Annotated in this window: 21 protein-coding genes and 5 tRNA genes; 2 read left to right on the top strand and 24 right to left on the bottom strand. The window is 47.4% G+C overall.

The features are described 5' to 3' along the window. Positions 1-21: 21 nt before the first annotated feature. Positions 22-4,227: a DNA-directed RNA polymerase subunit beta gene (rpoB, locus tag ACM64D_RS03780; protein WP_415061854.1), complete on the bottom strand. Its 4,206-nt coding sequence runs from the start codon at positions 4,225-4,227 to the stop codon at positions 22-24. Positions 4,228-4,475: 248 nt separating this feature from the next. On the opposite strand from rpoB, the gene ACM64D_RS03775 reads away from it, so the two are divergent. Then, the gene (locus ACM64D_RS03775; RefSeq protein WP_415061853.1) at positions 4,476-5,210 is read left to right on the top strand and encodes a hypothetical protein; all 735 of its coding nucleotides are present in this window, start codon (positions 4,476-4,478) and stop codon (positions 5,208-5,210) included. A 72-nt stretch (positions 5,211-5,282) separates the two neighbouring features. On the opposite strand, the gene rplL is transcribed toward ACM64D_RS03775, so the two are convergent. The 14 genes from rplL to pyrF form a co-directional block, all read right to left on the bottom strand. Then, positions 5,283-5,651: a 50S ribosomal protein L7/L12 gene (gene rplL / locus ACM64D_RS03770; RefSeq protein ID WP_415061852.1), complete on the bottom strand. Its 369-nt coding sequence runs from the start codon at positions 5,649-5,651 to the stop codon at positions 5,283-5,285. 82 nt (positions 5,652-5,733) lie between these two features. Next, the gene (gene rplJ / locus ACM64D_RS03765) at positions 5,734-6,261 is read right to left on the bottom strand and encodes a 50S ribosomal protein L10 (protein ID WP_415061851.1); all 528 of its coding nucleotides are present in this window, start codon (positions 6,259-6,261) and stop codon (positions 5,734-5,736) included. 217 nt (positions 6,262-6,478) lie between these two features. Further along, the gene (gene rplA / locus ACM64D_RS03760; protein ID WP_415061850.1) at positions 6,479-7,183 is read right to left on the bottom strand and encodes a 50S ribosomal protein L1; all 705 of its coding nucleotides are present in this window, start codon (positions 7,181-7,183) and stop codon (positions 6,479-6,481) included. A 13-nt stretch (positions 7,184-7,196) separates the two neighbouring features. Beyond that, positions 7,197-7,619, bottom strand: a complete 423-nt coding sequence (rplK, locus tag ACM64D_RS03755; RefSeq protein ID WP_038448239.1) for a 50S ribosomal protein L11 — start codon at positions 7,617-7,619, stop codon at positions 7,197-7,199. 64 nt (positions 7,620-7,683) lie between these two features. Next, entirely contained in the window at positions 7,684-8,217 is a 534-nt protein-coding gene (gene nusG, locus ACM64D_RS03750; protein ID WP_415061849.1) for a transcription termination/antitermination protein NusG, read from the bottom strand. A gap of 9 nt (positions 8,218-8,226) precedes the next feature. Beyond that, positions 8,227-8,604 (bottom strand): preprotein translocase subunit SecE, encoded by a 378-nt coding sequence (gene secE, locus ACM64D_RS03745; RefSeq protein ID WP_415061848.1) that lies wholly within the window; start codon positions 8,602-8,604, stop codon positions 8,227-8,229. Positions 8,605-8,628: 24 nt separating this feature from the next. Then, positions 8,629-8,704: transfer RNA gene (locus tag ACM64D_RS03740), tRNA-Trp, on the bottom strand. 103 nt (positions 8,705-8,807) lie between these two features. Then, the gene (tuf, locus tag ACM64D_RS03735; protein ID WP_415061847.1) at positions 8,808-9,998 is read right to left on the bottom strand and encodes an elongation factor Tu; all 1,191 of its coding nucleotides are present in this window, start codon (positions 9,996-9,998) and stop codon (positions 8,808-8,810) included. Positions 9,999-10,066: 68 nt separating this feature from the next. After that, a tRNA-Thr gene (locus ACM64D_RS03730) sits at positions 10,067-10,141 on the bottom strand. Between the two features lie 14 nt (positions 10,142-10,155). Continuing rightward, positions 10,156-10,232: transfer RNA gene (locus ACM64D_RS03725), tRNA-Gly, on the bottom strand. A gap of 61 nt (positions 10,233-10,293) precedes the next feature. Continuing rightward, a tRNA-Tyr gene (locus tag ACM64D_RS03720) sits at positions 10,294-10,379 on the bottom strand. Positions 10,380-10,405: 26 nt separating this feature from the next. After that, positions 10,406-10,481 (bottom strand) — tRNA-Thr (locus tag ACM64D_RS03715). Positions 10,482-10,548: 67 nt separating this feature from the next. Next, complete coding sequence (locus ACM64D_RS03710; protein WP_415061846.1) at positions 10,549-11,412, bottom strand: TrmH family RNA methyltransferase; 864 nt, start codon at positions 11,410-11,412, stop codon at positions 10,549-10,551. Further along, positions 11,399-12,118: an orotidine-5'-phosphate decarboxylase gene (gene pyrF / locus ACM64D_RS03705; protein WP_415061845.1), complete on the bottom strand. Its 720-nt coding sequence runs from the start codon at positions 12,116-12,118 to the stop codon at positions 11,399-11,401. Before pyrF ends, ACM64D_RS03710 begins: the two co-directional genes overlap by 14 nt. A 235-nt stretch (positions 12,119-12,353) precedes the next feature. Between pyrF and ACM64D_RS03700 the strand changes: the two genes are divergently transcribed. Next, positions 12,354-12,788: a hypothetical protein gene (locus ACM64D_RS03700; RefSeq protein WP_415061844.1), complete on the top strand. Its 435-nt coding sequence runs from the start codon at positions 12,354-12,356 to the stop codon at positions 12,786-12,788. Between the two features lie 95 nt (positions 12,789-12,883). Here the strand turns inward: ACM64D_RS03700 and purM are convergent, their stop codons facing one another. The 9 genes from purM to purF all read right to left on the bottom strand — a co-directional run bounded on the left by purM (position 12,884) and on the right by purF (position 24,325). After that, the gene (purM, locus tag ACM64D_RS03695) at positions 12,884-13,885 is read right to left on the bottom strand and encodes a phosphoribosylformylglycinamidine cyclo-ligase (protein WP_415061843.1); all 1,002 of its coding nucleotides are present in this window, start codon (positions 13,883-13,885) and stop codon (positions 12,884-12,886) included. A 92-nt stretch (positions 13,886-13,977) separates the two neighbouring features. Then, entirely contained in the window at positions 13,978-15,519 is a 1,542-nt protein-coding gene (gene purH, locus ACM64D_RS03690; protein WP_415061842.1) for a bifunctional phosphoribosylaminoimidazolecarboxamide formyltransferase/IMP cyclohydrolase, read from the bottom strand. Next, on the bottom strand, positions 15,516-16,250 hold the full coding sequence (locus ACM64D_RS03685; protein ID WP_415061841.1) for a phosphoribosylformylglycinamidine synthase subunit PurQ: 735 nt from the start codon (positions 16,248-16,250) through the stop codon (positions 15,516-15,518). Before ACM64D_RS03685 ends, purH begins: the two co-directional genes overlap by 4 nt. Continuing rightward, complete coding sequence (locus tag ACM64D_RS03680) at positions 16,234-19,278, bottom strand: phosphoribosylformylglycinamidine synthase subunit PurL (RefSeq protein WP_415061840.1); 3,045 nt, start codon at positions 19,276-19,278, stop codon at positions 16,234-16,236. The genes ACM64D_RS03685 and ACM64D_RS03680 overlap by 17 nt, the downstream gene beginning before the upstream one ends. Next, positions 19,278-19,895 carry a phosphoribosylglycinamide formyltransferase gene (gene purN, locus ACM64D_RS03675; RefSeq protein WP_415061839.1) on the bottom strand — a complete coding sequence of 206 codons (618 nt, stop codon included), beginning with the start codon at positions 19,893-19,895 and terminating at the stop codon, positions 19,278-19,280. Before purN ends, ACM64D_RS03680 begins: the two co-directional genes overlap by 1 nt. Continuing rightward, positions 19,892-21,130 carry a phosphoribosylamine--glycine ligase gene (gene purD, locus ACM64D_RS03670; protein WP_415061838.1) on the bottom strand — a complete coding sequence of 413 codons (1,239 nt, stop codon included), beginning with the start codon at positions 21,128-21,130 and terminating at the stop codon, positions 19,892-19,894. The genes purN and purD overlap by 4 nt, the downstream gene beginning before the upstream one ends. Continuing rightward, entirely contained in the window at positions 21,127-22,161 is a 1,035-nt protein-coding gene (locus ACM64D_RS03665) for a phosphoribosylaminoimidazolesuccinocarboxamide synthase (RefSeq protein ID WP_415061837.1), read from the bottom strand. The genes purD and ACM64D_RS03665 overlap by 4 nt, the downstream gene beginning before the upstream one ends. Continuing rightward, positions 22,152-22,871, bottom strand: coding sequence for an AIR carboxylase family protein (locus ACM64D_RS03660; protein ID WP_415061836.1), 720 nt, complete (start codon positions 22,869-22,871; stop codon positions 22,152-22,154). Before ACM64D_RS03660 ends, ACM64D_RS03665 begins: the two co-directional genes overlap by 10 nt. After that, positions 22,868-24,325 (bottom strand): amidophosphoribosyltransferase, encoded by a 1,458-nt coding sequence (gene purF, locus ACM64D_RS03655; RefSeq protein ID WP_415061835.1) that lies wholly within the window; start codon positions 24,323-24,325, stop codon positions 22,868-22,870. The genes ACM64D_RS03660 and purF overlap by 4 nt, the downstream gene beginning before the upstream one ends. Positions 24,326-24,589 lie beyond the last annotated feature (264 nt).

Genomic DNA, 24,589 nt, shown 5'->3' with positions numbered 1-24,589 from the left:
ACCCCTGTTGTTAAAAATTAATTAGTGTTGTCCTGGCTCTTCACTTGGAGCCGGAACAATTGCTTCTTCAACCTCGATACCGTCGTCGCCAAGATCTTCATCTTGATCACGAAGGATATCAGACTCCATCAACTCAACATTCAGCGCTAGAGACTGAAGCTCTTTCACTAGAACGTTGAATGACTCTGGCAAGCCTGGCTCGAGGATGTTCTCACCTTTTACGATGCTTTCATACATGCGCGTTCTTCCTGCCACGTCGTCAGACTTAACAGTGAGGAACTCTTGCAATGAATAAGCAGCACCATAGGCCTCGATCGCCCAAACCTCCATCTCTCCAAGACGCTGACCCCCGAACTGAGCTTTACCACCCAGAGGTTGTTGCGAAACGAGAGAATAAGGTCCGATAGAACGAGCGTGGATCTTTTCTTCCACGAGATGGTGAAGCTTCAACATGTACATGATACCCACGGTAACAGGGTTCGTGAACGGTTCACCAGTACGTCCGTCAAACAAGACTGACTTACCAGATGTTGGAACTTGTGCTTTTTCAAGCAAGCCCTTTACGTCAGATTCACGAGCACCGTCGAAAACTGGCGTACCCACGTGGATACCGTTTTTCATACGCGTTACCATTTGTTTCAACGATCCATCGTCCGCTTTATCAAGCTTCGCGGAGATGTCAGCATCATTGAAGATGTCTTTCATGTCTTTACGTGCATTTTCGGCATTCCACTTGTCGAGGTATGCTCCCAATTGCTTACCCAAGTTGTGCGCAGCCCAACCCAAGTGAACTTCAAGGATTTGCCCGATGTTCATACGAGAAGGAACGCCCAGTGGGTTCAAGACCATGTCAACAGGAGATCCGTCAGCAAGATATGGCATGTCTTCCGCAGGCAATACCTTAGAAACGACACCCTTATTTCCGTGACGGCCGGCGAACTTATCACCGACTTGCATTTTACGTTTAATAGCAACGTAAACTTTAACCATCTTGATCACGCCCGGAGGCAATTCGTCACCCTTACGGAGACGATCGATCTTCTCGTTGAATACCAATTTAACAGCGTCAAGTTGGTTACGAGCGTTGTCGATGATCTTGTTCACTTGGAACTCAAGATCTTGCTCAAGAGGGATATAGTTCAACAATTCGAAAGGAACTGTTTCAAGATCCGCCTCTGTGATGATTTGACCTTTATTAAGAAGCTTTTGGCTTCCGTCTTCGTTCAAAAGAACACCCGTTGTTGTTTTACCAACGAGGATATCACGAAGCTTAGAGATCGCGTTATTTTTGATAACGTTTTGCTCTACGGCCAAGTCTTTCTCAAGTTTACGTTTTTTCTCTTCGATGATGGAAGACAAACGCTCATCGCGGTCTGCGCCTTCACGAGAGTAAACTTGAGCATCGATCACAGTTCCGTATACGCCCGATGGCGCACGAAGTGACGTATCACGAACGTCGCCGGCTTTTTCACCGAAGATCGCTCTCAAGAGTTTTTCTTCAGGAGAAAGCTGAGTTTCACCTTTTGGAGTTACTTTACCAACGAGGATGAAGCCTGGACGGACTTCCGCACCAATGCGGATGATACCAGAGCTGTCGAGGTCTTTAAGAGCCTCTTCACCGACGTTAGCGATATCGCGAGTGATCTCTTCCTTACCAAGTTTTGTATCACGCGCTACGCACTCGAATTCTTCGATGTGGATAGACGTGTAAACGTCGTCTTTCAACAAACGCTCAGAAATAAGGATAGAGTCCTCGAAGTTGTAACCTTGCCAAGGAGTGAAGGCTACCAGGATGTTTTGTCCCAGAGCCAACTCACCAAGCTCTGTAGAAGGTCCGTCAGCGATGATGTCGCCTTTAGAAACCTTGTCACCTACAGTTACGATCGGCTTTTGGTTAAAGCATGTATTTTGATTTGTACGTTGGTACTTCGTGAGGTTGTAGATGTCTACGTTCGCACCAAGTTCCCCGCCTTTTGCAAAACGACGAACTACGATACGAGAAGCATCCACTTCTTCAACGATACCGTCGTTTTGAGCAACGACAGAAGTACCAGAGTCACGAGCAACAAGTCTCTCAACGCCTGTTCCAACAAGTGGAGCGCGAGAACGGAGCAAAGGCACCGCTTGACGTTGCATGTTCGATCCCATCAAGGCACGGTTGGCGTCATCGTGCTCAAGGAAAGGAATCAATGAAGCCGCGATAGAAACGAGTTGAGATGGAGAAACGTCCATCAACGCAACTTTGTCTTTATCTACGATTTCGTATTCACCGTCACGACGAGTGATTGTCGTAGCCGTTTGAATAGCTTTGTTTCCAGCCTCATCACGAGCCGCAGGAGCGATGTGGTGACCAGCTTCTTCAAGAGCAGATAGATAGTTGATATCCTTAGAAACGTTACCTTGATCAACTTTACGATATGGAGTCTCAATGAAACCATAGTTGTTGATACGAGCGTAAGTCGCCAAAGATGCGATCAAACCGATGTTTGGTCCCTCTGGAGTTTCGATCGGGCAGATACGGCCGTAGTGCGTAGGATGTACGTCACGTACTTCGAAACCTGCACGATCACGAGTCAAACCACCAGGGCCGAGAGCTGACAAACGACGTTTGTGAGTGATCTCTGACAATGGATTTGTTTGGTCCATGAACTGAGACAATTGAGAAGAACCGAAGAATTCTTTAACAACCGCGTTCACTGGTTTTGCGTTCACAAGATCGTGAGGCATCATTGTCTCAACATCTTGAAGAGACATACGTTCACGAATCGCGCGCTCCATACGAACAAGGCCGATACGGTATTGATTCTCAAGCAACTCACCTACGGAACGAACACGACGGTTACCCAAGTGATCGATGTCATCGATAACGCCGCGACCATTTTTAAGGTCGATCAATGTTTTAATAGTGCTCAAGATATCTTTATGAGTGAGTGTTCTATGAGAAGGAGGGCACTCGTCCATAGAGATAGAGAATCTGTGGTTGATCTTAATACGACCCACTTCAGAAAGATCATAGGTCTCTGGATCGAAGAACAAGCGACCGAAGAAAGTCGTTGCCGCTTCCAACGTTGGAGGCTCACCAGGACGAAGACGCTTGTAGATCTCGATCAAAGATTCTTCTTTGTTAGTTACTTTATCAACTAACAATGTGTTTCTAAGATAAGGCCCCACAGTCAAACCATCAAAGAAGATCATGAAGAAACGGTCAATGCCCGCCTCGATAGATCTTTTGATGATAGAAGAGTTCAACTCTGCATTGGCGTCAGCAATGATCTCACCAGTAGATTCATCGATAAGTGGTTTCGCCAAAACTTTACCATCAAGGTCCGCGGGCTCAACTTCAAGCTCCGTGATATTAAGATCCTTGATTTTCTTAACGATCGCGCGAGTGATACGACGACCTGCTTTAACAAGCGCCTCACCCGTTTTCGGATCCATGATATCAGTCAACGCTCTTTGACCAGACATTCTTTCGATATCAAGTTTACGATAGAGTTTGCCGTCACGAGCATAAACTTCATCAAGATCGTAGAAGTACTCAAGAAGTTGTTCTGCATTGTAACCAAGAGCCTTCAAAAGGATTGTTACAGGGAACTTACGACGACGGTCGATACGAACGTGGATCAAATCTTTTTGGTCAAATTCAGCATCCAACCAAGAACCACGGTATGGGATCACACGTGCAGAGTAGATCAATTTTCCAGAAGCATTGTTCTTACCACCATCGTGGTCGAAGAACACACCTGGAGAACGGTGCAACTGAGACACAACAACGCGCTCTGTACCGTTGATAATGAAAGATCCATTCGCAGTCATAAGAGGAATTTCACCGAGGTAAACTTCTTGTTCTTTTACGTCTCGGATACTGCGTGCTTCTGTTTCTTCATCAACGTCGAATACGATCAAACGAAGAGTCACCTTGATCGGCGCCGCGAAAGTCATACCACGCTGACGGCACTCGTCCACGTCGTACTTAGCTGGCTCTAGAGTGTAGCTTACGAACTCAAGGCTTGCTGTATTGTTGAAATCTGTGATTGGGAACACAGATTTGAAAACGCCATTGAGTCCCGCATCGCCACGGCGATCTGGGTCCATATCTTTTTGAATGAAAGCTTCGTAAGAGCTTTTCTGCAATTCAATCAGATTGGGAATATCAATGACCTGCTTGTTTTTGGCAAAAGACTTTCTAACTCGAATGTTAGAAGCTGTAACTGGAGTTTTTTCCATTTACTCTCCACAAGAAAATCGGAAGTTCACTTCGGGGGGAAGTTTCCAAGGCCCACATTAAATAAAAGATAAGCAATTTAAACTACCGGAAGTTCTGAAGAAATCAAGTGATTATAATGGTTTTTGGCACTATTCTAGGGCTCGGGATATCGCCAAATGATGCGCCGTGCGGAGCGCTCACTTTAGCACCTCAACTTGTCAAACCACAAGGGCACCCCTAGCATATCATCACGTAAATCGAGGAAACTATGAAAACACTACTTGGACCCACCCTGCTTATTCTTTTATCAGCCTGTTCCCATACGATAAACTTTCGCGCCTCACATTTCGCCGCCCCTGTCGTGAGCGAAAAGCAATGGGGCGGCCACGTCGCCCTTGTTGGAACTGCCGTCACTAAAGTCACCGTCGTCAATGATATCACGAGCAATCCCCCCAGCCGAAATACCCTCACAATAAACGAAGACGTCGACGCCGCAGACCTTCTTCTTGTGAGAAATATCGGCCTTGATGCCAGCTTGTCCCTTTACAGAGGCCTTGACCTCTACCTGGACAACTCCCTTTTGGGCGTACGCTTCCAGTTTCTTAACCACGGTGCCGGTCCAAACAACTGGGTCGCTAGCCTTTTGGGGTCTTATGGAGAAAGAGAAACATCGACCACTCAAGACCCCGGCGGAACTGCCAAATCCAAGGTCATCAGCAGTCAAGCCGGAATCAGTTTGGGTTATACGCTCGAATATATCGTTCCTTACTTCTCATACATCCATGAAGCTCACGAGGTCACAACGGACGTCACGAATAATAGCGGAAACTTTGGACCCTATAAAGACAAGGGGACTCACCAATACTACTCCATCGGCATCGCTTCCCATGGAAAGGGTCTGGTTTATGGCGTGGAATACAGTCGCTTAAATATATCTTGGGATCGCAGCAGCAAAGCCGAGCCTCAAGACGCGCTAGGAATGAAGCTCGGCTTTGCCTGGTAAGATCCAAGCTTCAAAATGCAAAAAGCCCCTGGTTTCCCAGAGGCTTTCGGCATTTTGCTTTTAGAACAAAAATTACTTAACAGTAACTTTCGCGCCCGCAGCTTCAAGAGCTTTCTTGATTTTCTCTGCGTCTTCTTTAGTAGCGCCTTCTTTAACAGCTTTGTTACCAGCTTCAACAAGGGCTTTAGCTTCAGCAAGACCCAAACCAGTCAAGCCACGAACTTCTTTAATAACGTTGATTTTGTTGGCGCCAGCGTCAACAAGGATAACGTCAAAAGCAGTTTTTTCTTCAACAGCAGCAGCAGGGCCTGCGCCAGCAGCAGCTACAGGAGCAGCAGCAGAAACGCCCCATTTTTCTTCAAGCATTTTTACAAGTTCAGCGATCTCAATAACAGTTTTCTGAGACAACGCATCAACTAATTGATCGTTAGTAAGAGACATTTTAAAATCCTCCACGGATAAAAAATTATTTATAATTCAAATATTTAGCACCATTATTCCCCGTTAAGCCGGAGAGCAAGCATTATGCCTGAGGAGCTTCTTCAGTACCAGTAGCGCCGCCACCAAGCTTCTCGGCATATGCATTCAAGCATCTAGCAAGTGCAGAACCTGCACCCAATAGTGTACCAAGGAACATAGCGCGAAGTTGGTCTTTGCCCGGAAGTGTCGCCAAGAACTTAATTTTAGCGTCATCCAAAGCTTCGCCATCCATAACACCTGACTTAATTTGAAGAACTTCAACGTCCTTTGCAAATTCAGCCAATGTTTTTGCAGTAGCGTTCACTTCACCGTATGAGAATACGATGGCGTTAGTACCTTTCATTGAATTAGCAAATGCTTTTTCAATAGCTGGGTGATCTTTGAACGCTCTTTTTGCAAGAGTGTTGCGGACAACCTTCATCTCTGATTCAGCAGCATTCAATTTTTTACGCAAGTTAGTAACCTGCTCAACCTTGATGCCTTTGAAGTCGACGATGAAAGCTCCTTTAGCTTTACCAAACTTTTCAGTGATAAGCTTAATCTCTTGCTCTTTATCTGCGCGAGTGATCATAAGTGAGCCTCCTTTCGTTAGATTTTGCGTGCCCCGGCTTTCACCGAAGCAGCCTGTGCGAATCAGGTCGGGTTGGAGGTTAGTGAAACCTTTTTGCCTTATCTCGGTAGGCCCCTCACAATCGAGGGATTACATCCACAAGAAGAAACCTACTGTCTCTGATCGCAATTTAAAAAACTTAAAATACTCCGACCGAAGCCGGAGTATAAAAATCAACTTAGTTCAAACCAGCTGCAGCTGCTGCCGCATTTGGTTCGATCTTAACACCAGGACCCATAGTTGAAGCTACGGATACGGTTCTAAGATAGATACCTTTAGAAGACGCAGGCTTCGCTTTCACGATAGCACCCAAAAGCGTCATGAAGTTTTCACGAAGCTTAGTGTCTCCCATAGATTTTTTACCGATACCAGCATGTACGATACCTGCTTTATCAACGCGGAAATCAAGTTTACCTTTTTTCTCAGCAGTAACTGCTTCGCCCACGTTCATAGTTACAGTACCGATCTTTGGATTCGGCATCAAACCACGAGGTCCGAGAATTTTAGCAACTTTAGAAACAGTCGCCATCATATCTGGAGTCGCGATACATTTATCAAAATCCAACCAGCCGCCTTGGATCTTAGCAACAAGATCGTCAGCACCAACGAAGTCAGCGCCTGCCGCTTTCGCCTCAGCCTCTTTAGGGCCTTTTGCGAAAACAACAACTTTAACTTCTTTACCAAGACCGTGAGGCAATGCGATCGCGCCACGAACTTGTTGGTCAGATTGCTTAGGGTCAATACCCAAGCGCAATGCTACGTCGATAGATTCATCAAACTTCGCTGGAGCTGTCTCAACAACGAGTTTGAATGCTTCTTCAACAGTGTACTTTTTTTGAGAATCAACCTTCTTAGAGGCTGCTTCGAATTTTTTACCTGCCATAGATCACCACCCCTTACGCGATGTCGATACCCATGCTCTTAGCTGTACCAGCAACTTGTGACATTGCGGATTCAACTTTCAAGCAGTTCAAATCAGGCAACTTCGTTGTAGCGATTTGCTTAATTTGATCGTTATTGATTTTGCCAACTTTGTCTTTTTGAGGTTGCTTGGAACCAGATTCCAATTTCAACGCCTTTTTGATCAAAGAAGACACCGGTGGTGTTTTTGTGATGAAAGTAAACGATCTGTCTTGATAAACAGTGATGATGATAGGGATGATGCTATCACCCAACGCTTGTGTACGAGCGTTGAACTGCTTACAGAATTCCATGATGTTTACCCCGTGCTGTCCAAGTGCCGGTCCAACGGGAGGAGCTGGATTAGCTTTCCCTGCCGGTATTTGCAGCTTGATCATTCCTGTAACTTTTTTTGCCATGACCCACTCCTGCAAGAGGTTGTGTTTTGTTAATTTCCAATGACCACCCTATGTGGCCACTAGCTTAATTCTTTTCTACTTGAACGTAGTCCAACTCCACAGGAGTTGGTCTACCGAAGATGCTCACAAGAACTTTGAGTTTCCCCTTGTCCTCGTTCACTTCTTCTACGGAACCCTGGAAGTTACTGAACGGACCATCGACAACAGTCACATTCTCTCCAATGGAGAACTTCACTTTAGGTTTTGGTTTTTCGCCGACACCAGCCATTTGCTGGGTCACACGAAGAACCTCGGCTTCCGGAACCTCAGGAGGACGAGTTTTAGTCCCACCCACGAAGCCGGTCACTTTAGACGAATTTCGTACCAAATGCCAAGTCTCATCGTTCAAAAACATCTGAACAAAGATGTAACCTGGGAAAAATTTACGCGATTTGGTTTGTTTTTGGCCTTTAACAAGCTCAACCACGCTTTCAGCGGGGATGAGGATTTCGCCGAAGAACTCTTCCATTTTTGAAGATTTGATCTTTTCTTCAATAGCTTTTTTTGCTGTATTTTCACAGCTCGTTTGAACGTTAACGATGTACCACTTTTTTTCCATGTTTCCGTCCTACTTCATGAGGTAGTTAATAAAAAAGCCTGAAATCAAATCAAATGAGCTGATAATCACGCTAGAGATAAGAACCATGATCACACAGGCGATAGTCATTGCCGTTGTGTCTTTACGAGAAGGCCATACCACCTTACGAATTTCGGTCACAACTTCTTCACCCCAAGCTAAAACACGTGGGTTGAACTGAAGAACCGCAAATACAGCAAAACCTAAAACAACGGGAAACCCGTGTCTTACTATGTCGGAGTCAGCAGCTCTCGCAACTACACCAAAAGCTCCAGCGAAAGCTTTGATGAGGAGAGAGGTTGTTAAACCGACCAAGATAGCTGCAATCGCAAAGCTGAGAGTCAAAATCTTAGAGTTGGCTTTTTCCATAGTTCCTCTTTTGAATTATCAAATTGGCAGGGGCGGAGGGATTCGAACCCACGACCTAACGATTTGGAGTCGTTCGCTCTACCACTGGAGCTACACCCCTGCACTTCAAAAAATTAAAAAACGTACGTGCCAAGAAACACCGAGGGGGACCCTTTTGTCAAGGAGTCCCCCGGGTGATTTTAAATAGCAGTTACGCTGCGTTACTACTCAAGGATTTCAGTAACAACGCCGGCTCCAACAGTACGACCGCCTTCACGGATCGCAAAGCGAAGCTCTTTCTCCATAGCGATTGGCGCGATAAGCTCTACAGCTACTTCTACGCGGTCGCCAGGCATAACCATCTCAGTTCCAGCTTTCAAAGTACAAACGCCTGTAACGTCAGTAGTTCTGAAGTAGAATTGAGGACGGTAACCGTTGAAGAATGGAGTATGACGTCCACCTTCTTCTTTAGTAAGGATGTAAGCTTCAGCCTTGAATTTCTTGTGAGGCTTAACTGAACCTGGCTTAGCCAAAACTTGACCACGCTCAACGTCTTCTTTTTTAGTACCACGAAGAAGAACACCGCAGTTGTCCCCTGCTTGACCTTCATCAAGAAGCTTACGGAACATCTCGATACCAGTAACAGTTGTTTTTTGAGTTGGACGGATACCGATGATCTCGACCTCGTCACCAACTTTAACGATACCACGCTCAACACGGCCAGTAACAACTGTACCACGACCAGAGATAGAGAACACGTCCTCTACAGGCATCAAGAAAGTTTTGTCAGTAGCACGAACAGGCTCTGGGATGTAAGCATCACAAGCGTCCATCAATTTCATGATAGCTGGACGACCGATTTCAGAAGTATCACCTTCCAAAGCTTTCAATGCAGATCCTTTAACAACAGGGATCTCATCGCCAGGGAATTCGTATTTAGAAAGAAGCTCACGAACTTCAAGCTCAACTAGCTCAAGAAGTTCTTTATCATCAACCATGTCTACTTTGTTCATGAAAACAACTAGAGCAGGCACACCTACTTGACGAGCAAGAAGGATATGTTCACGAGTTTGTGGCATTGGACCGTCAGCAGAAGAAACTACCAAGATAGCTCCGTCCATTTGAGCGGCACCAGTGATCATGTTTTTTACGTAGTCAGCATGGCCTGGGCAGTCAACGTGAGCGTAGTGACGTTTGTCAGTTTCGTACTCAACGTGAGTTGTAGAGATAGTGATACCACGCTCTCTCTCTTCAGGAGACTTATCGATTTGATCGTAAGACATCGCCTGAGCTTTACCAGCCGCTGCAAGAGTAGTAGTGATCGCAGCAGTCAAAGTTGTTTTACCATGGTCAACGTGACCGATTGTGCCGATGTTCACATGCGGCTTCGAACGGTTAAATTTCTCTTTAGACATTCATTCCTCCTGCAGAGATTTTTTTTAATCTTAATAACCCGTTTTAACAAAAAAAACAAAGTAACAAGTGGAGCCCATGATCGGAGCCGAACCGACGACCTCACCCTTACCAAGGGTGTGCTCTACCACTGAGCTACATGGGCACAAGTTCTGAATTTGGAGCGGGAGACGGGTCTCGAACCCGCAACCCTCTGCTTGGAAGGCAGATACTCTAGCCAATTGAGCTACTCCCGCCCATCAGAACGCCCGAAGAGAATAAATTCTCTTCCCATTCCCTTCTAAGTCAACATTCAAATGGTGGGCAGGGAAGGATTCGAACCTTCGTAGACGTGAGTCAGCGGATTTACAGTCCGCCCCCTTTAGCCACTCGGGCACCTACCCATTGTGAATGTATCCTCAGAAAAAAATGGAGCTGGTTATGGGACTCGAACCCGCAACCTGCTGATTACAAATCAGCTGCTCTACCAATTGAGCTAAACCAGCATTACTGAGATAACCGGAATGTTTTACGGATAAAATCTACATCCGTCAAAGACAATTATTTGGCAGATTACGATTTTTTTCGATTTCCGCGCGGCGCGTGCTGTCTCAGAGTTTCAGTCAAAGCCATGGCTGTCGCCACAGATGCGTTGTAACTCGCCGAAGAACTAGCCTGCGGAATGAACACCAATTCATCACAGAGGCGCTCTGTTGTCACTCTCAAACCTTTGTCTTCTGAACCCACGGCCCAGACCACTTTATCCGGCAAATCTAATTCAAAAATAGACCGCTTCCCGCGAGGACTCAAGCCAAAGATCCAATATCCTTGTTTCTTTAGATCTTCTGCATACTTAGAGAAATTTGTCGTCTCTTCCACCGGAACATGCTCGACGCCTCCGCAGGCCACCTTGTGGACCGTCGGGGTTAGACCCACCGCGCGATCTTCAGGTATTAAGACCCCATGAGCCCCTGTTAACCAAGAAGTTCTCACAATCGCCCCTAGGTTATGAGGATCTTCGATCCCGTCTAACATCAAAATGATCGACTTTTCAAAACCTTCTAGACCTTCGATATCTAATACGGGAGCTCCATCGACAAAAATAGCCGCGCCCTGCTGAGAGGATCCGAACTTTTCGATCACACCTTCAGGCTTGATATCGACCTTCACCTTTTTTTGCAGAGCCAACTCATGCATCTCTCGCAAATCGCCAGAATTCTCCCAGCCCTGACGAATCCACATCCCCTTCACCTGATGAGGGCGAATATTTAAAACCTCATTGATTGCGTGAGTCCCAATGACAATTCTCCACTCGCGAGGAATTTGATTTTCAGAGCGTGCCGCTGGGGCAGGGCCACGCCCACCGCCCTGAGGACGACGCTGCGAAGTTTGAGAGTGAGATTTACGAGCAGGGGGACGAGAATTATTTTTCTTCATAAACAGCCATTACAAAATCAGTTGCAGTTTCTTTGATATCTTTTGCCTCAAGAATGGGGCGACCCACGACCAAAGCTGAAGCCCCTTTACGCAGAGCCTCTTTAGGACCCATGATCCGCTTTTGATCTCCAGAATCCTGCATACTAAAGCGAATTCCCGGCGTGACAAGGTAAAGCTCGCGGTTTTGTAAAAGGTCCAATTCGTGCGGGGAACAAACAACGCTGGATAAACCCGACGTTTTCACCAAAGTCGCCAAGTCCGTCACATGCTGAGCGATCGGCTGTTCCTTCATATTTACTGGCAAGGAGTTTTGATCCCAAGAGGTGAGGATTGTCACAGCAAGGATCTTAAAGGGACGTATTTGATTGAGCTCCCTTTCAACCTCTGCCATCTTTTTAAGAGCCTCTGCTCCACTCAAAGCATGAACTGTCACCAAAGATGCGCCCGCCTCAAAGCTTGCCCGTACGGCAGCCTCCATCGTCGAGGGAATATCAAAGTGTTTATTGTCTAAAAAAATGGGGCCCCGTTGCGCCACTTCCTTCACGAAATCCATTCCATAACGAAGACAAAGACGAGGGCCTAACTTAAAGCCTCCCACCACTTCCGAGAGATCATCGGCAATCTTCAAAGCCTGATCTCGGGTGTCCACATCCAATGCTAAGATGATGGGGTTTTTCATGGGATGGGCACGCAGATTTTTATTCATTATAGACTCCACAGCGAAGAACTTCTCACTCTTGCGCGGTCGAGGCAATCGTCGGCGCACACCGCCGCCATAAACTTTGGCCAAGTTCTATTTTTTTTAGCAGTAAGTCTTGGATCTAGAATGAGCCCTTTGACACATCCGCAAGACCGACCTTGGATGACAAGAAGTGCATAGTTGAGATAGCTTTTGCCCCCACGAACCTCCCTCGAAAGAATAGAACTATCAGGAGGTGCTTATGAAACGTCTATTGCTTCTTCTGCTGGGATTTTGCTTTGCGAATCCGGCCCTTGGAGATAAGTTGCCCACCCCAAGTCCCCTTTCGCAAGAAGAATCTTTTCAGATCAATTTGAATCAAGAGGTTCAAGTACAAGATCAAGACTATTACTACAACTTTGGACGGACCCCCATCAACACCAGCCGGTCTGTGCGTTTTTATCTGCGCAACGACGGGCGTATCCCCATCTACATCAATGACATCAACATTCAAGGCGATGGATTTCGACAAAATGAAAACTGTCCAAACTTCCTTTTTGAAGGCCAGCGCTGTTCGGTTCGCGTGGTGTTCCGGCCTACACATACTGGGCCCTATAACGGCCGACTGGATTTTGAGCTGACCGCCGCCGAAGATATTCAAATTCACTTAAGAGGCCGCGGCGTCTTTAGATTTTGATAATTTAAGGGCATTGCCTAGCCTGCAAGCCGTACTAAAAAAACAGCCAGTTAATTAAGATCGAAATCTTTTTCTTAACTGGCTGCCTTGTCGACTCAGATTTTCAAACCCGTCATTTGAATCTCTCCCCGGCCTTCCTCAATCTCTCCCAAACGCCATGCTTTGACGTTCTTTTGAGAAAGAAAATCCAAAACGGCTGATGCCTGGGCCTTTTTTACTAAAAGAGTTAAGCCCACTCCCATATTGAAGGTGCGAAAGAGTTCCTCTTGAGGGAGATCCACCCTTTGCATAATCGTTTTAAAGACCGGAGCGACCTCCTCTAAGGAGGGCCATGATGTGATCTTATAGTCAAATCGTTCACTCATGCGCGGAATATTGTCGATGCCCCCGCCGGTCATGTGAGCTGCGGCTAAAAGTCCCGTAGGAAAGGTGCGACGAAGCTGCGTGAAAATCTCGACGTAGATTTTTGTAGGCACCAAAAGCTGATGAAGAAGATCTGTTTCGCCGTCTTTGACAAGTTTTCTGAGCAAAGAATATCCGTTGGAGTGAAAACCGCTGGAGGCCAGACCGAGCAACACGTCCCCCGCCTCCATATGTTTGTCAGTGAACATTTCTGAAGGGGCCAATTCCCCGACGCTGAAACCCGCCAAATCGTACTCCCCGTCTTGGTAGACGCCGGGCATTTCTGCGGTTTCTCCTCCAATAAGAGCCATCCCCGACTGGCGGCATCCATCAACCATTCCCGCAATCAACTCTTCACTGACTTGGGTGTCGAGTTTGCCAAAGGCCATATAATCAAGAAAAAACAGAGGACGCGCGCCAACACACAGAAGGTCGTTCACGCACATCGCAACCAGATCGATCCCGATACCGTGATGTTTGTCCAACTTCTGGGCAAGTTTCAATTTAGTGCCGACTCCATCGGTGCAAGAGGCGAGATATTTCTCTTCGTTCAGCTTATAGACGGCGGCAAAACCGCCAATACCCTGAAGGACTTGTTCATTAAAGGTGGTCGGCACGAGATTCTTGATTCGCTCGACAAAGGCATCGGCCTTGGTTACATCCACTCCGGCTTCTTTGTAATCAATCTTCGACATATTCTCTCCTCGAAATTTTTAAACCTATGACTATATCCCTCGCCATAGCGTCATGTTTAACTCCCCGCACTGCAAAAAGGTACGGCGTACCTCTAGTGGAGGAAGTGGCGGCGGTGGGTGAAGATCATGGCGAGGCCGAGGTGATTGGCTTCGGCGATGACTTCGGGATCTTTGATTGAGCCGCCAGGTTGGATGATGTGTTTTACGCCGAGCTTCGCGGCGACTTGCACGGAATCTGGGAACGGGAAGAAGGCGTCGGACGCCAGAACGACGCCGGAAAGATCTTGGATTCCTTTATCAGCCAGTCTGGAAGTGATGAGCTTTTCAATGCAATCAATGCGATTGGTTTGGCCGGAACCCATCGTGAGAAGTTCAAACTCGGGGCCTTGCTGACGACAGAGGGCTATGGCGTTGCTCTTCAAGTTTTTCACCGCGAGCATCGCAAAACCGGCCAGACGTTGTTTGTCTTCTGCAAAGGTCTTCTGCGTGACCACCTTCATATTCGCAAGGTTAAAGCTGTCGGATTCTTGCATCAGAAGACCGCCCTCGATGGAGCGTGCCTGCCAGGCGTTTGATGGCATCAGCGCCACCTCCATGAGGCGACAATTTTTTTTGAGTTTTTCACGAGCCCCCTCCTGAAACGAAGGAGCCAAAATCACTTCGACGAATTTTTCAGAGAAAAACGCCGCGATGTCCTCGGTGACTGCAAAGTTCAAGGCAATGATGCCGCCAAATGAACTCTTTTCGTCCCCTTTCCACGCCATCTCCAAGGCGCGCAGAGGCGTTTCCCCAACGGCCAATCCGCAAGGCGTGTTATGCTTCACAACCACAACCGTCGGGAGGGCTTTAGGCCCCTGCCAGGAATGCACATCTTGCAACGTCTTAAGGGCAAAGTCCGCATCGAGGTAATTATTGTAAGACATCTCTTTCCCCTGTAAGGACCGCGCGTGCGCGAGCCCCTCTTGGAAGGGATCTTTTAAGACAAATGCTTTTTGATGAGGATTTTCGCCATAACGAAGGACGGCCCCCGTTTTCTGTGTCAAGAAACCGGCAATGGCCATGTCATAAAAGGAGGTCATCGTATAAACTTGAGCGGCACATTTTTGACGAAACTCAAAAGTAGTTGTGCCCTTGTGTTCTGCGAACTCTTTCATAAATTCTCGATATTGAGTGGGCTCACAAAGCACAGTGACTGACTGAAAGTTTTTCGCTCCCGCGCGGAGTAATGTCGGTCCGCCGATGTCGATGTTCTCGATACATTCGGCAAAACCGCGGACTTCGCTTTGTTCTTGTTGTTTTTTTAAAGTCTCGTGGAAGGGGTAAAGATTCACCACAACCAAATCAATGGGTTCAATTCCCAACTGCGCGGCCTGATCACAGTCCTGGGGATCTTCACGGCGAAACAACAACGAGGACGCAATTTCAAAGCTGATCGTCTTCATTCGTCCTTGAAAGGCCTCCCCCTTGCCACTTAAGGTTTCCACTGGAGTGACTTTGTAACCAGCCTCTTGCAACGATTTTGCGGTTCCCCCACTGGCAATCAACTCAACGTTCTGAGCGACCAGAACTTTCGCCAAATCCAAAAGTCCGGTCTTATCTGAAACACTCAAAAGAGCTCTGCGAATTTGTGTCATCTTTCACCCCTTAAAAAATCAACAGCACTTTTAAAAAATTCCAATCCCCAGGCTTTCCCTTCAAACGGCAGATGCCAATCATGAAGGGCCGCTTCTGGATGAGGCATCAACGCAAAAACCAAGCCCGATGAGTCACAGACCCCGGCAATTTGTGCCATCGCCCCATTGACATTTTCTGTGTAGCGCAAAACCGTTTGATGATTGTTCAGCAAACGCTGCAATGTCTTTTCTTCCTGACAGACAAAACGCCCTTCGCCATGACGAATAGGTAAAACAAAATTTTTCGGCAACGATCGCGTCCAGATGCAGGGAGACTGTTCATCGCGATCGAGTTCCACCCAACGATCGATGAAATGACCTTGTTCATTTTTAACCAAAGCGCAGGTTCTTTGAAAATCCGCATCTGGCAACAGACCCAGGCGAAGCAAGGTTTGAAATCCATTACATATACCCAGGACTGGCTTTGTCTTTACAAACTTTTGAAGTTCTTCCTTCAAGGTTTTTTCCAACTTCAGAGACAGAATCTGCCCACTTCCCAGATGATCCCCAAAAGAAAACCCTCCGGGAAAAACCATCGCCTGATAGTCGTGAAGACTTTGTGGATTCTTAAGAAGTTCATTCACATGAACCTTGTGGGCTGTCCCGTTCGCCAATTCAATGGCTCTGGCCGTTTCATTCTCGCAGTTAATTCCGTCACCCCAAAGAACTAAGAACTTAGGCTTCGTAGACATTCTGCACTCCTTGTGACCAGATGTTTTGTAGGTCTTGGATGGACACTTGGCATTTTTGTCCTTCAAAACTCCACTCTAATTGTGTGGAATCCGTGACAACTCCCAAGTGACGGAAGTTATTTGCAAAATGCCCTTCAAAGTCCGCCTTCTTTTCCTGCGGCACGCTGACGACAAACAAAGAGCCTGTCTCAGACCAAAGCTGATTCCAGGTCATTCCGTTAAAGTCCACAGAGGCCCCCAAGGAGTTTCCAAAACAAGATTCTGCCAGTGCCCCGAGAAGTCCGCCCTCGGAAATATCATGGCAAGACGAGAGAAGACTTTTTTGAATTCCCGCATAGATCAATTCATAGAGATTTCGATTGGCTTTCAGATCGGGATATTCGGGAGCCCGCTCTATTTTCACTGCAAACTCCTGGGACAGAGTTGAGGCATAAAGGCTCTCGGTCAGACGACCCAAAACATAAATTTCGTCCTTCGCTTTCTGAAAAAATCCGGGAACTACTTTTTGTGCGTCAGGAATTTGACCTATCGCAGTCACAAGCAACGTCGGAGGAACCGAGATTTTGACGGTGTCGCCCGACTTCGTTTTGCCAATGAAGTCATTTTTCATGCTATCTTTGCCGCTCACAAAAGGGGCCGAGAAATCTTGGGCCGCCTTGTACAGTCCCTCACACGCCCGCACCAGCTGGGCCATCTTATGAAGAGCATCGGGATTGCTGGATTTAGCAACAGGATCAGGCCAGCAGAAGTTATCCACTAAAGCCATCTTTGACGGATTCACTCCCGTCGCCACTAAATTTCTGACAGCTTCATCGACCGCTTTTTGCGCCATCAAATAAGTGTCATAGTAAGAAAACTGCGGGCAGAGGCCGTTGGAAACCGCCACCGCATTATTTTCTTCGCCTCCGTGGACAGACAAATCCAAAACACCCGCATCGTTCGCACCCTGTTGTGTTTTTCCACCATAGGGTTTTAAACGGGTCGCTCCTTGGACTTCGTGATCATAATATCGCACCAAAGGTTCCCGTGACGCCACATTCGGAGAAGCCAAGACCTGCTTCAACACCTCGCCAAGTCCTGCGGCCGTATTTTCTGGCATCGCCTTCTTCGCGTGTTCACGATGAAACTCGGAATACGCCTGGGGCCCCTCAAAATGGGCTTTGAGTTTCATGCGGCTTAAACCTTCGTGAAGAAAATGAAGATCTAAAGAGGCCAAGGGAGTGTCACCATGATGAACCTCAAAAGTGCCGCTGTGAGTGAACTCTCCCAACACACTGGCCTCAACACCCATATCCTGAGCGAGCTGCAGAAAAGCTGGGACGTTTTGCGGCTTCACCGCATAGGACATACGCTCTTGGGATTCACTGACTAACATTTCCCAGTATTCAAGATGACCGTACTTGAGAGGGTGTTTGCTAAGATCCAAACGAGCTCCACCGCATAACTGTGCCATTTCTCCAATGGAGGAGCTGACACCGCCGGCGCCATTGTCGGTGATGGCTTGTATCCAACCACGATCCCGCGCCTGCAAAGTGAAATCCAACAAACGCTTCTGTGTGATGCTGTCACCGATTTGCACAACGTTTGACGAAACCTGATCATGAAGAGCGAGCGAACTGAACGTCGCCCCGTGCACTCCGTCTTTTCCAAGACGTCCTCCAGCCACCACAATTAAATCGCCGGAATGGATCTCTTTGACCTCGGAAGCGCGGCCTTGAACGGATTTGGGCATTACCCCCAACGAGCCAACAAAGATCAAGGGTTTTGCGGCAAACTCACTCGCAAAATAGATACTTCCATTGATCGTGGGAATCCCACTTTGATTGCCCCCTTCTTCGACACCTTGATGAACACCACGGAAGATGACTCCGGGGTCTTTCAGAAGCTCGGGGCGCTTCGCGGAATCTGACTGTGGAAAAAGATCTTTCTTTGAAAGACAGAAGACATCGGTATTGGCGATGGGTTTTGCCCCCAATCCGCATCCAAGAATATCTCGATTGACCCCCAAAATCCCCGTCAGCGCCCCTCCAAAAGGGTCCAACGCCGAAGGGCTGTTGTGAGTTTCGACCTTTACACAGATATTGACGTTCTTATCGAAATCAACGATCCCGGCGTTGTCTTTAAAGACCGACACAAGGTAACCGCAATTCTCAAGGTCTTTTGTGGCCTTTTGAATATAGCTTTTATAAAGACTGATGATCTTTTTATCCCCGAGCGCAGGATAAACACCTGGGGCTTCAGAGTAGTCTACTTCGGCTGCGAATATCTTATGCTTGCAGTGTTCACTCCATGTCTGTGCAAGACATTCCAACTCCACTTCGGTGATTTTTTGAGACCACCCCTTGTGGGCTCTTTGTGACTGTAACTGGGGTTGGGAAAAGTGAGAAATGATGGTGTAAATTTCTTCGTCGCTGAGAGCCAATCCCCGCTCTTCATTGATTTTCTTTAGCACTTCTTCTTTGAGTTCAAACAACTGCAAGGTGCGGTTTTCCATTTTTGGAGAATCCCAAAATTTCGTGAAGTGCTGCCACGGATTGTATTTCGCGAGTTCTGCTCCTTGTGCAAATTCCACCTTATTCAACAAAGGGTTGGCCAAAGATTGAAACAAAACATTTTCAATTTGTTTTTTAGAAATATCCCCTTCGATTTCAAGAGCCCACCCACTGTGAACTTCGATGCCAAACTCCTGCCAAGAAGAATTATGTTGCGAAGAAAATAGCATTAAGGCTTCCGTGGCTGATCGAGCCAGATTGTCAGTAACACCGGCAAGAAATCGAACCTCGACGTAAGTGGCCGAGTCCTTAAACTGAGGAAAGCCGTGTTGAATTTCTTCGGCGATGGGGTCAAAAAAGACTTTATCCAGCAAAGCTTCCAAACGCAGCTCTTTAGCCAATCCCGGTTTTTTTTCAACGAGCCAATACACCCGGCGCAGATGAAGACCCGTCACTGGCGCTTCTTTTTCTAAAGCTCTTTTGAGGGCTTTTTCCGTGCTGTGGTCATAGAGGCTGCGAACAGAAATTCTTTGCATCACTGGTTCTCCTCAAAATAAAAAGTTTTTTGTTGGCCAAGAGAAAGAGATTCTAAAAAATTCGAATACATTCGGTGTTCCAAGCGGTGAATCATTTCCTTCCAATCCGCCAGAGAAGCCTCTGGAGATAAACTCAAAGCCTCTTGATGTATGATCTTCCCGGTGTCCATGCCCTCGTCAACGAAGTGAACTGTGACTCCGGTGTGCGAAACCCGATCCTGATATGCCCGCGCAATCGCTTCCGCCCCCGGATAAGCTGGCAATAACGACGGATGAATATTGACGATCTGAGAAGCGTCCCCGTGCCACAATGCAAACTGCCGTAAAAAAGTTCCTGATAGCAGGCGCATATAACCCGCCAGAAAAATCCAGTCGATGCGATGCTCGCGCAAGATATTCAGAATGGCTTGTTCGTGGTTTTGGCGATCTAGCTTTTTTTCTACCAAGTAAGTTCGCACTCCCAGCTCTTCAGCTTTTTTAAGAACAGGTGCTGTTGCTTTATCAGAAAGCACAAAAGAGATTTCAAGCGTTTCTCCTAAGGCCTGTGCTTTTTCGATCAAGGTCCGCGCATTGGATCCCGTTCCCGAAGCAAAGATAGCGACTCGCAGGGGTCTCATTCGGCAATGTCCTCTCTGAAGTACATGCCTTCGAACGAGATCTTCTTCAAATCCTGGTAAGCCTGAACCCGCGCCTCTTGACGTGTGGGCGCAACGGCCGTAACCCCGAGAACGCGTCCTCCGGTGTTTATGAGGTGATTCTGTTTTTCTGAGACACCAGCGAAGTAGATTTGATTTCTTAATGTCGCCAGAGCGGGATAAGAAATCGGACTTCCTAGAAGCATGGGCGTTTGGGGGTACCCTTGACTGACGGCCACAACGTGCACCGCCTTTTCACTGGAGAGTTCACAGCTTTGACCCATAAGTTCATGAGTGACGGCGGCTACAATCAACTTTGCCAAATCAGTTTTCAATCTTGGCATTAAAGCTTGAGTTTCTGGATCCCCCATACGCACGTTGTATTCTAGAACATAAAGCCCTTGCGCCGTCTTCATCAGACCCGCAAAAAGAAATCCCTGGTAAGGCTTCTTCTGTGATTTGAGATACTTTAAGGTTTTAGCGAAGATCGAGTGAAGAGCCACCTCGTCCTCGGGCTCTAAAAAATCGCAGGGACTGTAAGCTCCCATCCCTCCGGTATTGGCACTGAAGGGATCGGCTGTGATGCGCTTGTAATCACAAGCTGTTCCCAGGACAACAAAGTCTTCCCCATCACATAGAGCAAACGCGGAAAGCTCTTGGCCCTGCAAACACTCTTCAAGAAGCAGAGGGAAACCAAACTGACTTCCCAAAACTTGTACGGCTTCTTCCGCTTTTGCTAGACTGTCGCAAACCCAAACGCCTTTCCCTGCCGCAAGACCGTCGGCTTTGACGACAAGTGGCTCTATAAAATCATGCTCTCGAACCGACTTTAAAGCCCCCTCTGCAGAATAAGCCACCATACACGGGGCTGTCGGAACTTGGGCGGCATTTAAAACACCTTTGCAAAAAAGCTTAGATGATTCCAGTTCTGCGACATTCGGAGAAGGTGCAAAACAGTAAATCCCTTTTTCTTCCAAGCGCTCTTTGAGGTCCGAAAGGATGAAGGCCTCGGGGCCAATCACGACTAAAGAAACTTTTTTCTCAAGACAAAACTTTTCAATGGCTTCAGGGCTTTCCACCGGCGCGCACAACAAGCCCGCCTCTCTCATGCCGGGATTCCCAGGGCAGACCCATAAATCCGTCACCAAAGACGATTCCTTCAGCTTTTTTGCCAAGGCATGCTCACGTCCGCCTTTACCAACAACCACAATATTCATAAAGAGTTCCCTAAAACCTGCTGAGCTCTTTGATGCCACAGCTTCAACGTGACGGATTCGGCAAAAGGCTTCTTTCGTCCCACAACTCCGGCCACTTCGTTTGCTAAAGCCTGATAAAGTAACGAGCTGACTTCGATCTGTTCTTGAGAAAGAGATTTCGGATCTTCCTTGAGTTCCTCACGACAAATGGATTTCCAGTTTTGTGTTTTTCTTTCTTGCGCCAGTTCTTTGGCTTTTTTTACAGCCTCGTGCCAGGCCGTCTTTCCGTAAAGCTGGCGTAAAAATTCTTTTGAGAGAGGAAGGCCTTCATAAGTGAGGCGCAGTTCATCCGGCCCGATCGAGTCGACCAAAAGAAGCTGGCGCGCGCCTTGTGTTTCAGGACCAAATGCAAACTCTACTTTGCCATCCCATAACTTCACACCAAAAGAGGCAAAAAGTTTTTCAAGTTCTGTGGCGACTTCCTGAGTCTGCGTGCGCAGATTTGCTAGCTCCCCTTCTGACAAGATGTTCATCTCTGCAATTTCTTCGCGGGTCAGATATCGATCCGAGGTTTCAAGTTTGGTTGAAAACTCAATAAGAGGCGGAGTGAACGTCGTTTCTCCCGACGGCATCTGGCTTAGTCCCAAATCAGCAAGGTAAGCCGGGTTCTTTTTGAGACGCCCCTCTAAAGAGTTGCCTTGGCCCAAGTGTTTTCTAAAAATAACTTCCAACGGAACAAGGCAGTGGATGGGGCGATCTTGATAGGCTGAATAATCATACTGTCCCTCGATCCAATCGGGACGCAAGACGTTGACGGCTTGAACTTCGATCGAAGTTGCATCTAAAGATGAAATAAAATGCGAGGGAATTCCTTTTTTTGCCAGGTATTCAAAAAAGGAGGCCGCCATGGAGGCTAGAGCTTCCCCTTTATGAGGGACCTCGTCGGGCATTTCTCCCCAATCAAAAATAGAATAACGATTGCTGTATTTAAATACGAGATGATTTTCTTTTTTATAAAGATCTTTAACGGATCCTTTGTAAATTAGTTCCATGCGGTTTTCCCCATCTCAATAAGTTTTTTCCATTGCGCCACATAGTTACCAATATTGTTGGCGCCAACCCATGCACCCCCGTGGCGAGCTTTGGCAAAAAAATCCAAAGCCAGGTTGGAACTGGCCAGTTGTTCTTTTTCACATAAAAAAAGATTTAAACCACTGACGTGAGGCAACTCCCAAGGGCTGACAATTTCCCCCAGACATTGGATCTCGTTCACATCACACCATTCCACCTCAACACCACTTTGTGCTTTGATTTCTTCAAGAGCTTTCTGAATGGGCGAGTAGGACTCAAGATGACGATTCCAATGCAAGAAGATTTTGTCCTGAGGTAAGGCCTTCCACCGCAGCAGAAGATCCGCGATGCCCGAACTGTTTTCTTCTGTGACCGCCATCACGGGAACGCCCTTTGGCATTTGCACGATCGACAAAAAAGCATCCAGTCCCGCAAAGGCGCCGTTCACCGCAACCCCAAAGACCGGTTTTGTCGTGAGAGAGGCGACCACTCCAGGAAGATGGGCGGCCAATCCCGCACCGGCAACAAACACGTCAGCTCCACATTGAGCCACGACTTCATGCACGCGATCCGGGTTGCGATGGGCCGAGGCGACTTCCATCTTGACCTCTCCGCATTTTTCAAGGAAACGACAAAGCGGCCCATAAACTCTTTCATCACTGGGACTACCAAAAAGAACCTGAATTTTCATAGAGGCACCTCACTCTTACCATCACCACCGATATTCACTTTTCGGGTCTGTAAAAAACTTTCGCTAGAGACCGGCACAGGATAGTCACCGTCAAGACAAGCACTGCACAGGCTTTCCAAGCCAAGGCCTTCCTTTAAGCGCTTCAAAGGCAAAAACACCAATCCATCGACTTCTAAAATTTTTGCCACGTCCTCTTCAGTTTTCTGATAGGCGACCAAGGATTCACCCTCGGGAAAATCAATGCCGTAAAAGCAGGGATGACGAATCGGAGGACAGGTGCTGGCAAGATAAACTTTCTCGGCTCCCGCCTCTCGTAATAAACGAATGATTCGCGCCGAGGTGGTTCCCCGCACAATACTGTCATCGACCAAAAGAATCTTTTTCCCGCGAATCTCACTTTGCACCGGAGACAATTTAAGATTCACCATCATCTTACGCAGCTCAGGTTGATTGACGATGAAGCTGCGTTGTACATAACGATTTTTAATAAGGACTTCGCGATACGGCTTTTCCAGAACCTCCGCCAAACGGCACGCAGCCGCACGAGAGGTGTCGGGGACGGGAGCCACCACATCGACCTCAAGACCTTTCGCTTTGACTTCTTCGGCTAAGATGCGGCCGAGATTAAGGCGCACCTCATAAACGGGGCGTCCATGCCATTCGGTTTCAGAACCGGCGAAATAGATCCATTCAAACATGCACGGGCGCGCCTTTTTTTCGCTCAAAAGAAAGGAATGAAAATTCAAGTCTCGATCGACAAAGATCAACTCGCCCGGACGCAGATCCCGCCAATACTCGTAGCCAAGACCAAAGAAGACTTGTTTTTCCGAAGCAAAACAGTAGCTGAACTTATCACCCTTCTTTTTTCTTCCGATCAACAGGGGGCGAATGCCGTGTTTGTCACAGAAGGCGAAAATTCCTTGATCTGCTAAGATGCCGATCGCACTGTAAGCTCCTTGGACGGTTCCAAGGAGCTCAGAGATCGAGGCGGCCAGGTTCTCTGGTAAATTTTGATTTTCTTTGCGCGAAGCCAAGCCTACCGCTGTCATATGCAAAAGAATTTCCAGATCATTCCTACTGAAGGTCCAACGTAATTTTCGATTGCGAAGGTAGTCGACGACCTCGTCATAATTTGTGACGTTCCCATTGTGAATCATGCCGATGCCGTAGGGATAACTCAAAAACAGCGGCTGTAAGTCCTCTTTATCGACGGTTCCAATCGTCGAATACCGAGTGTGGCCCAAGGCCATGGAACCTTTCAGGCGCTGCTGACGGTCCACCGTAAAAACATCTTCCACAAGTCCCAAGTCTTTTTCCAGATGGAACTGCGAACGCTCAAAGTCATAACTTAAGATCCCCGCCGCATCCTGCCCCCGATGCTGGAGAGCAAAGAGAGCCGGATATAGTTTTTCGCCTGCGTTGTCTTCACCAATCAGACCGACGACTCCACACATTCAAAGGACTCCCTTAAAAAACAAAAACGGCGTCATTGAGACGCCGTTTTTCATATTGATATTCAAATTTTTTAGACACTTCGGGTTTGCGGACACACGGAGGGCATGAAGTCGGGATTTTTCCCCCGGACTGCCACCCGACGAAGGGGGCCTGAAAAGCGATTTATCTTTGAAGAACAGTCGCTGAGCCATACTCTCTCTTTAATAACTTTGTTTGGTTTTCCAAAGCTATCGACGATGACAGAGTTTGGTCAAGGGCCCTAA

The sequence above is a fragment of the Bdellovibrio sp. genome (assembly GCF_047637665.1).
Classification (GTDB): Bacteria; Bdellovibrionota; Bdellovibrionia; order Bdellovibrionales; family Bdellovibrionaceae; genus Bdellovibrio.
This window is presented reverse-complemented; position numbering and strand designations above follow the sequence as displayed.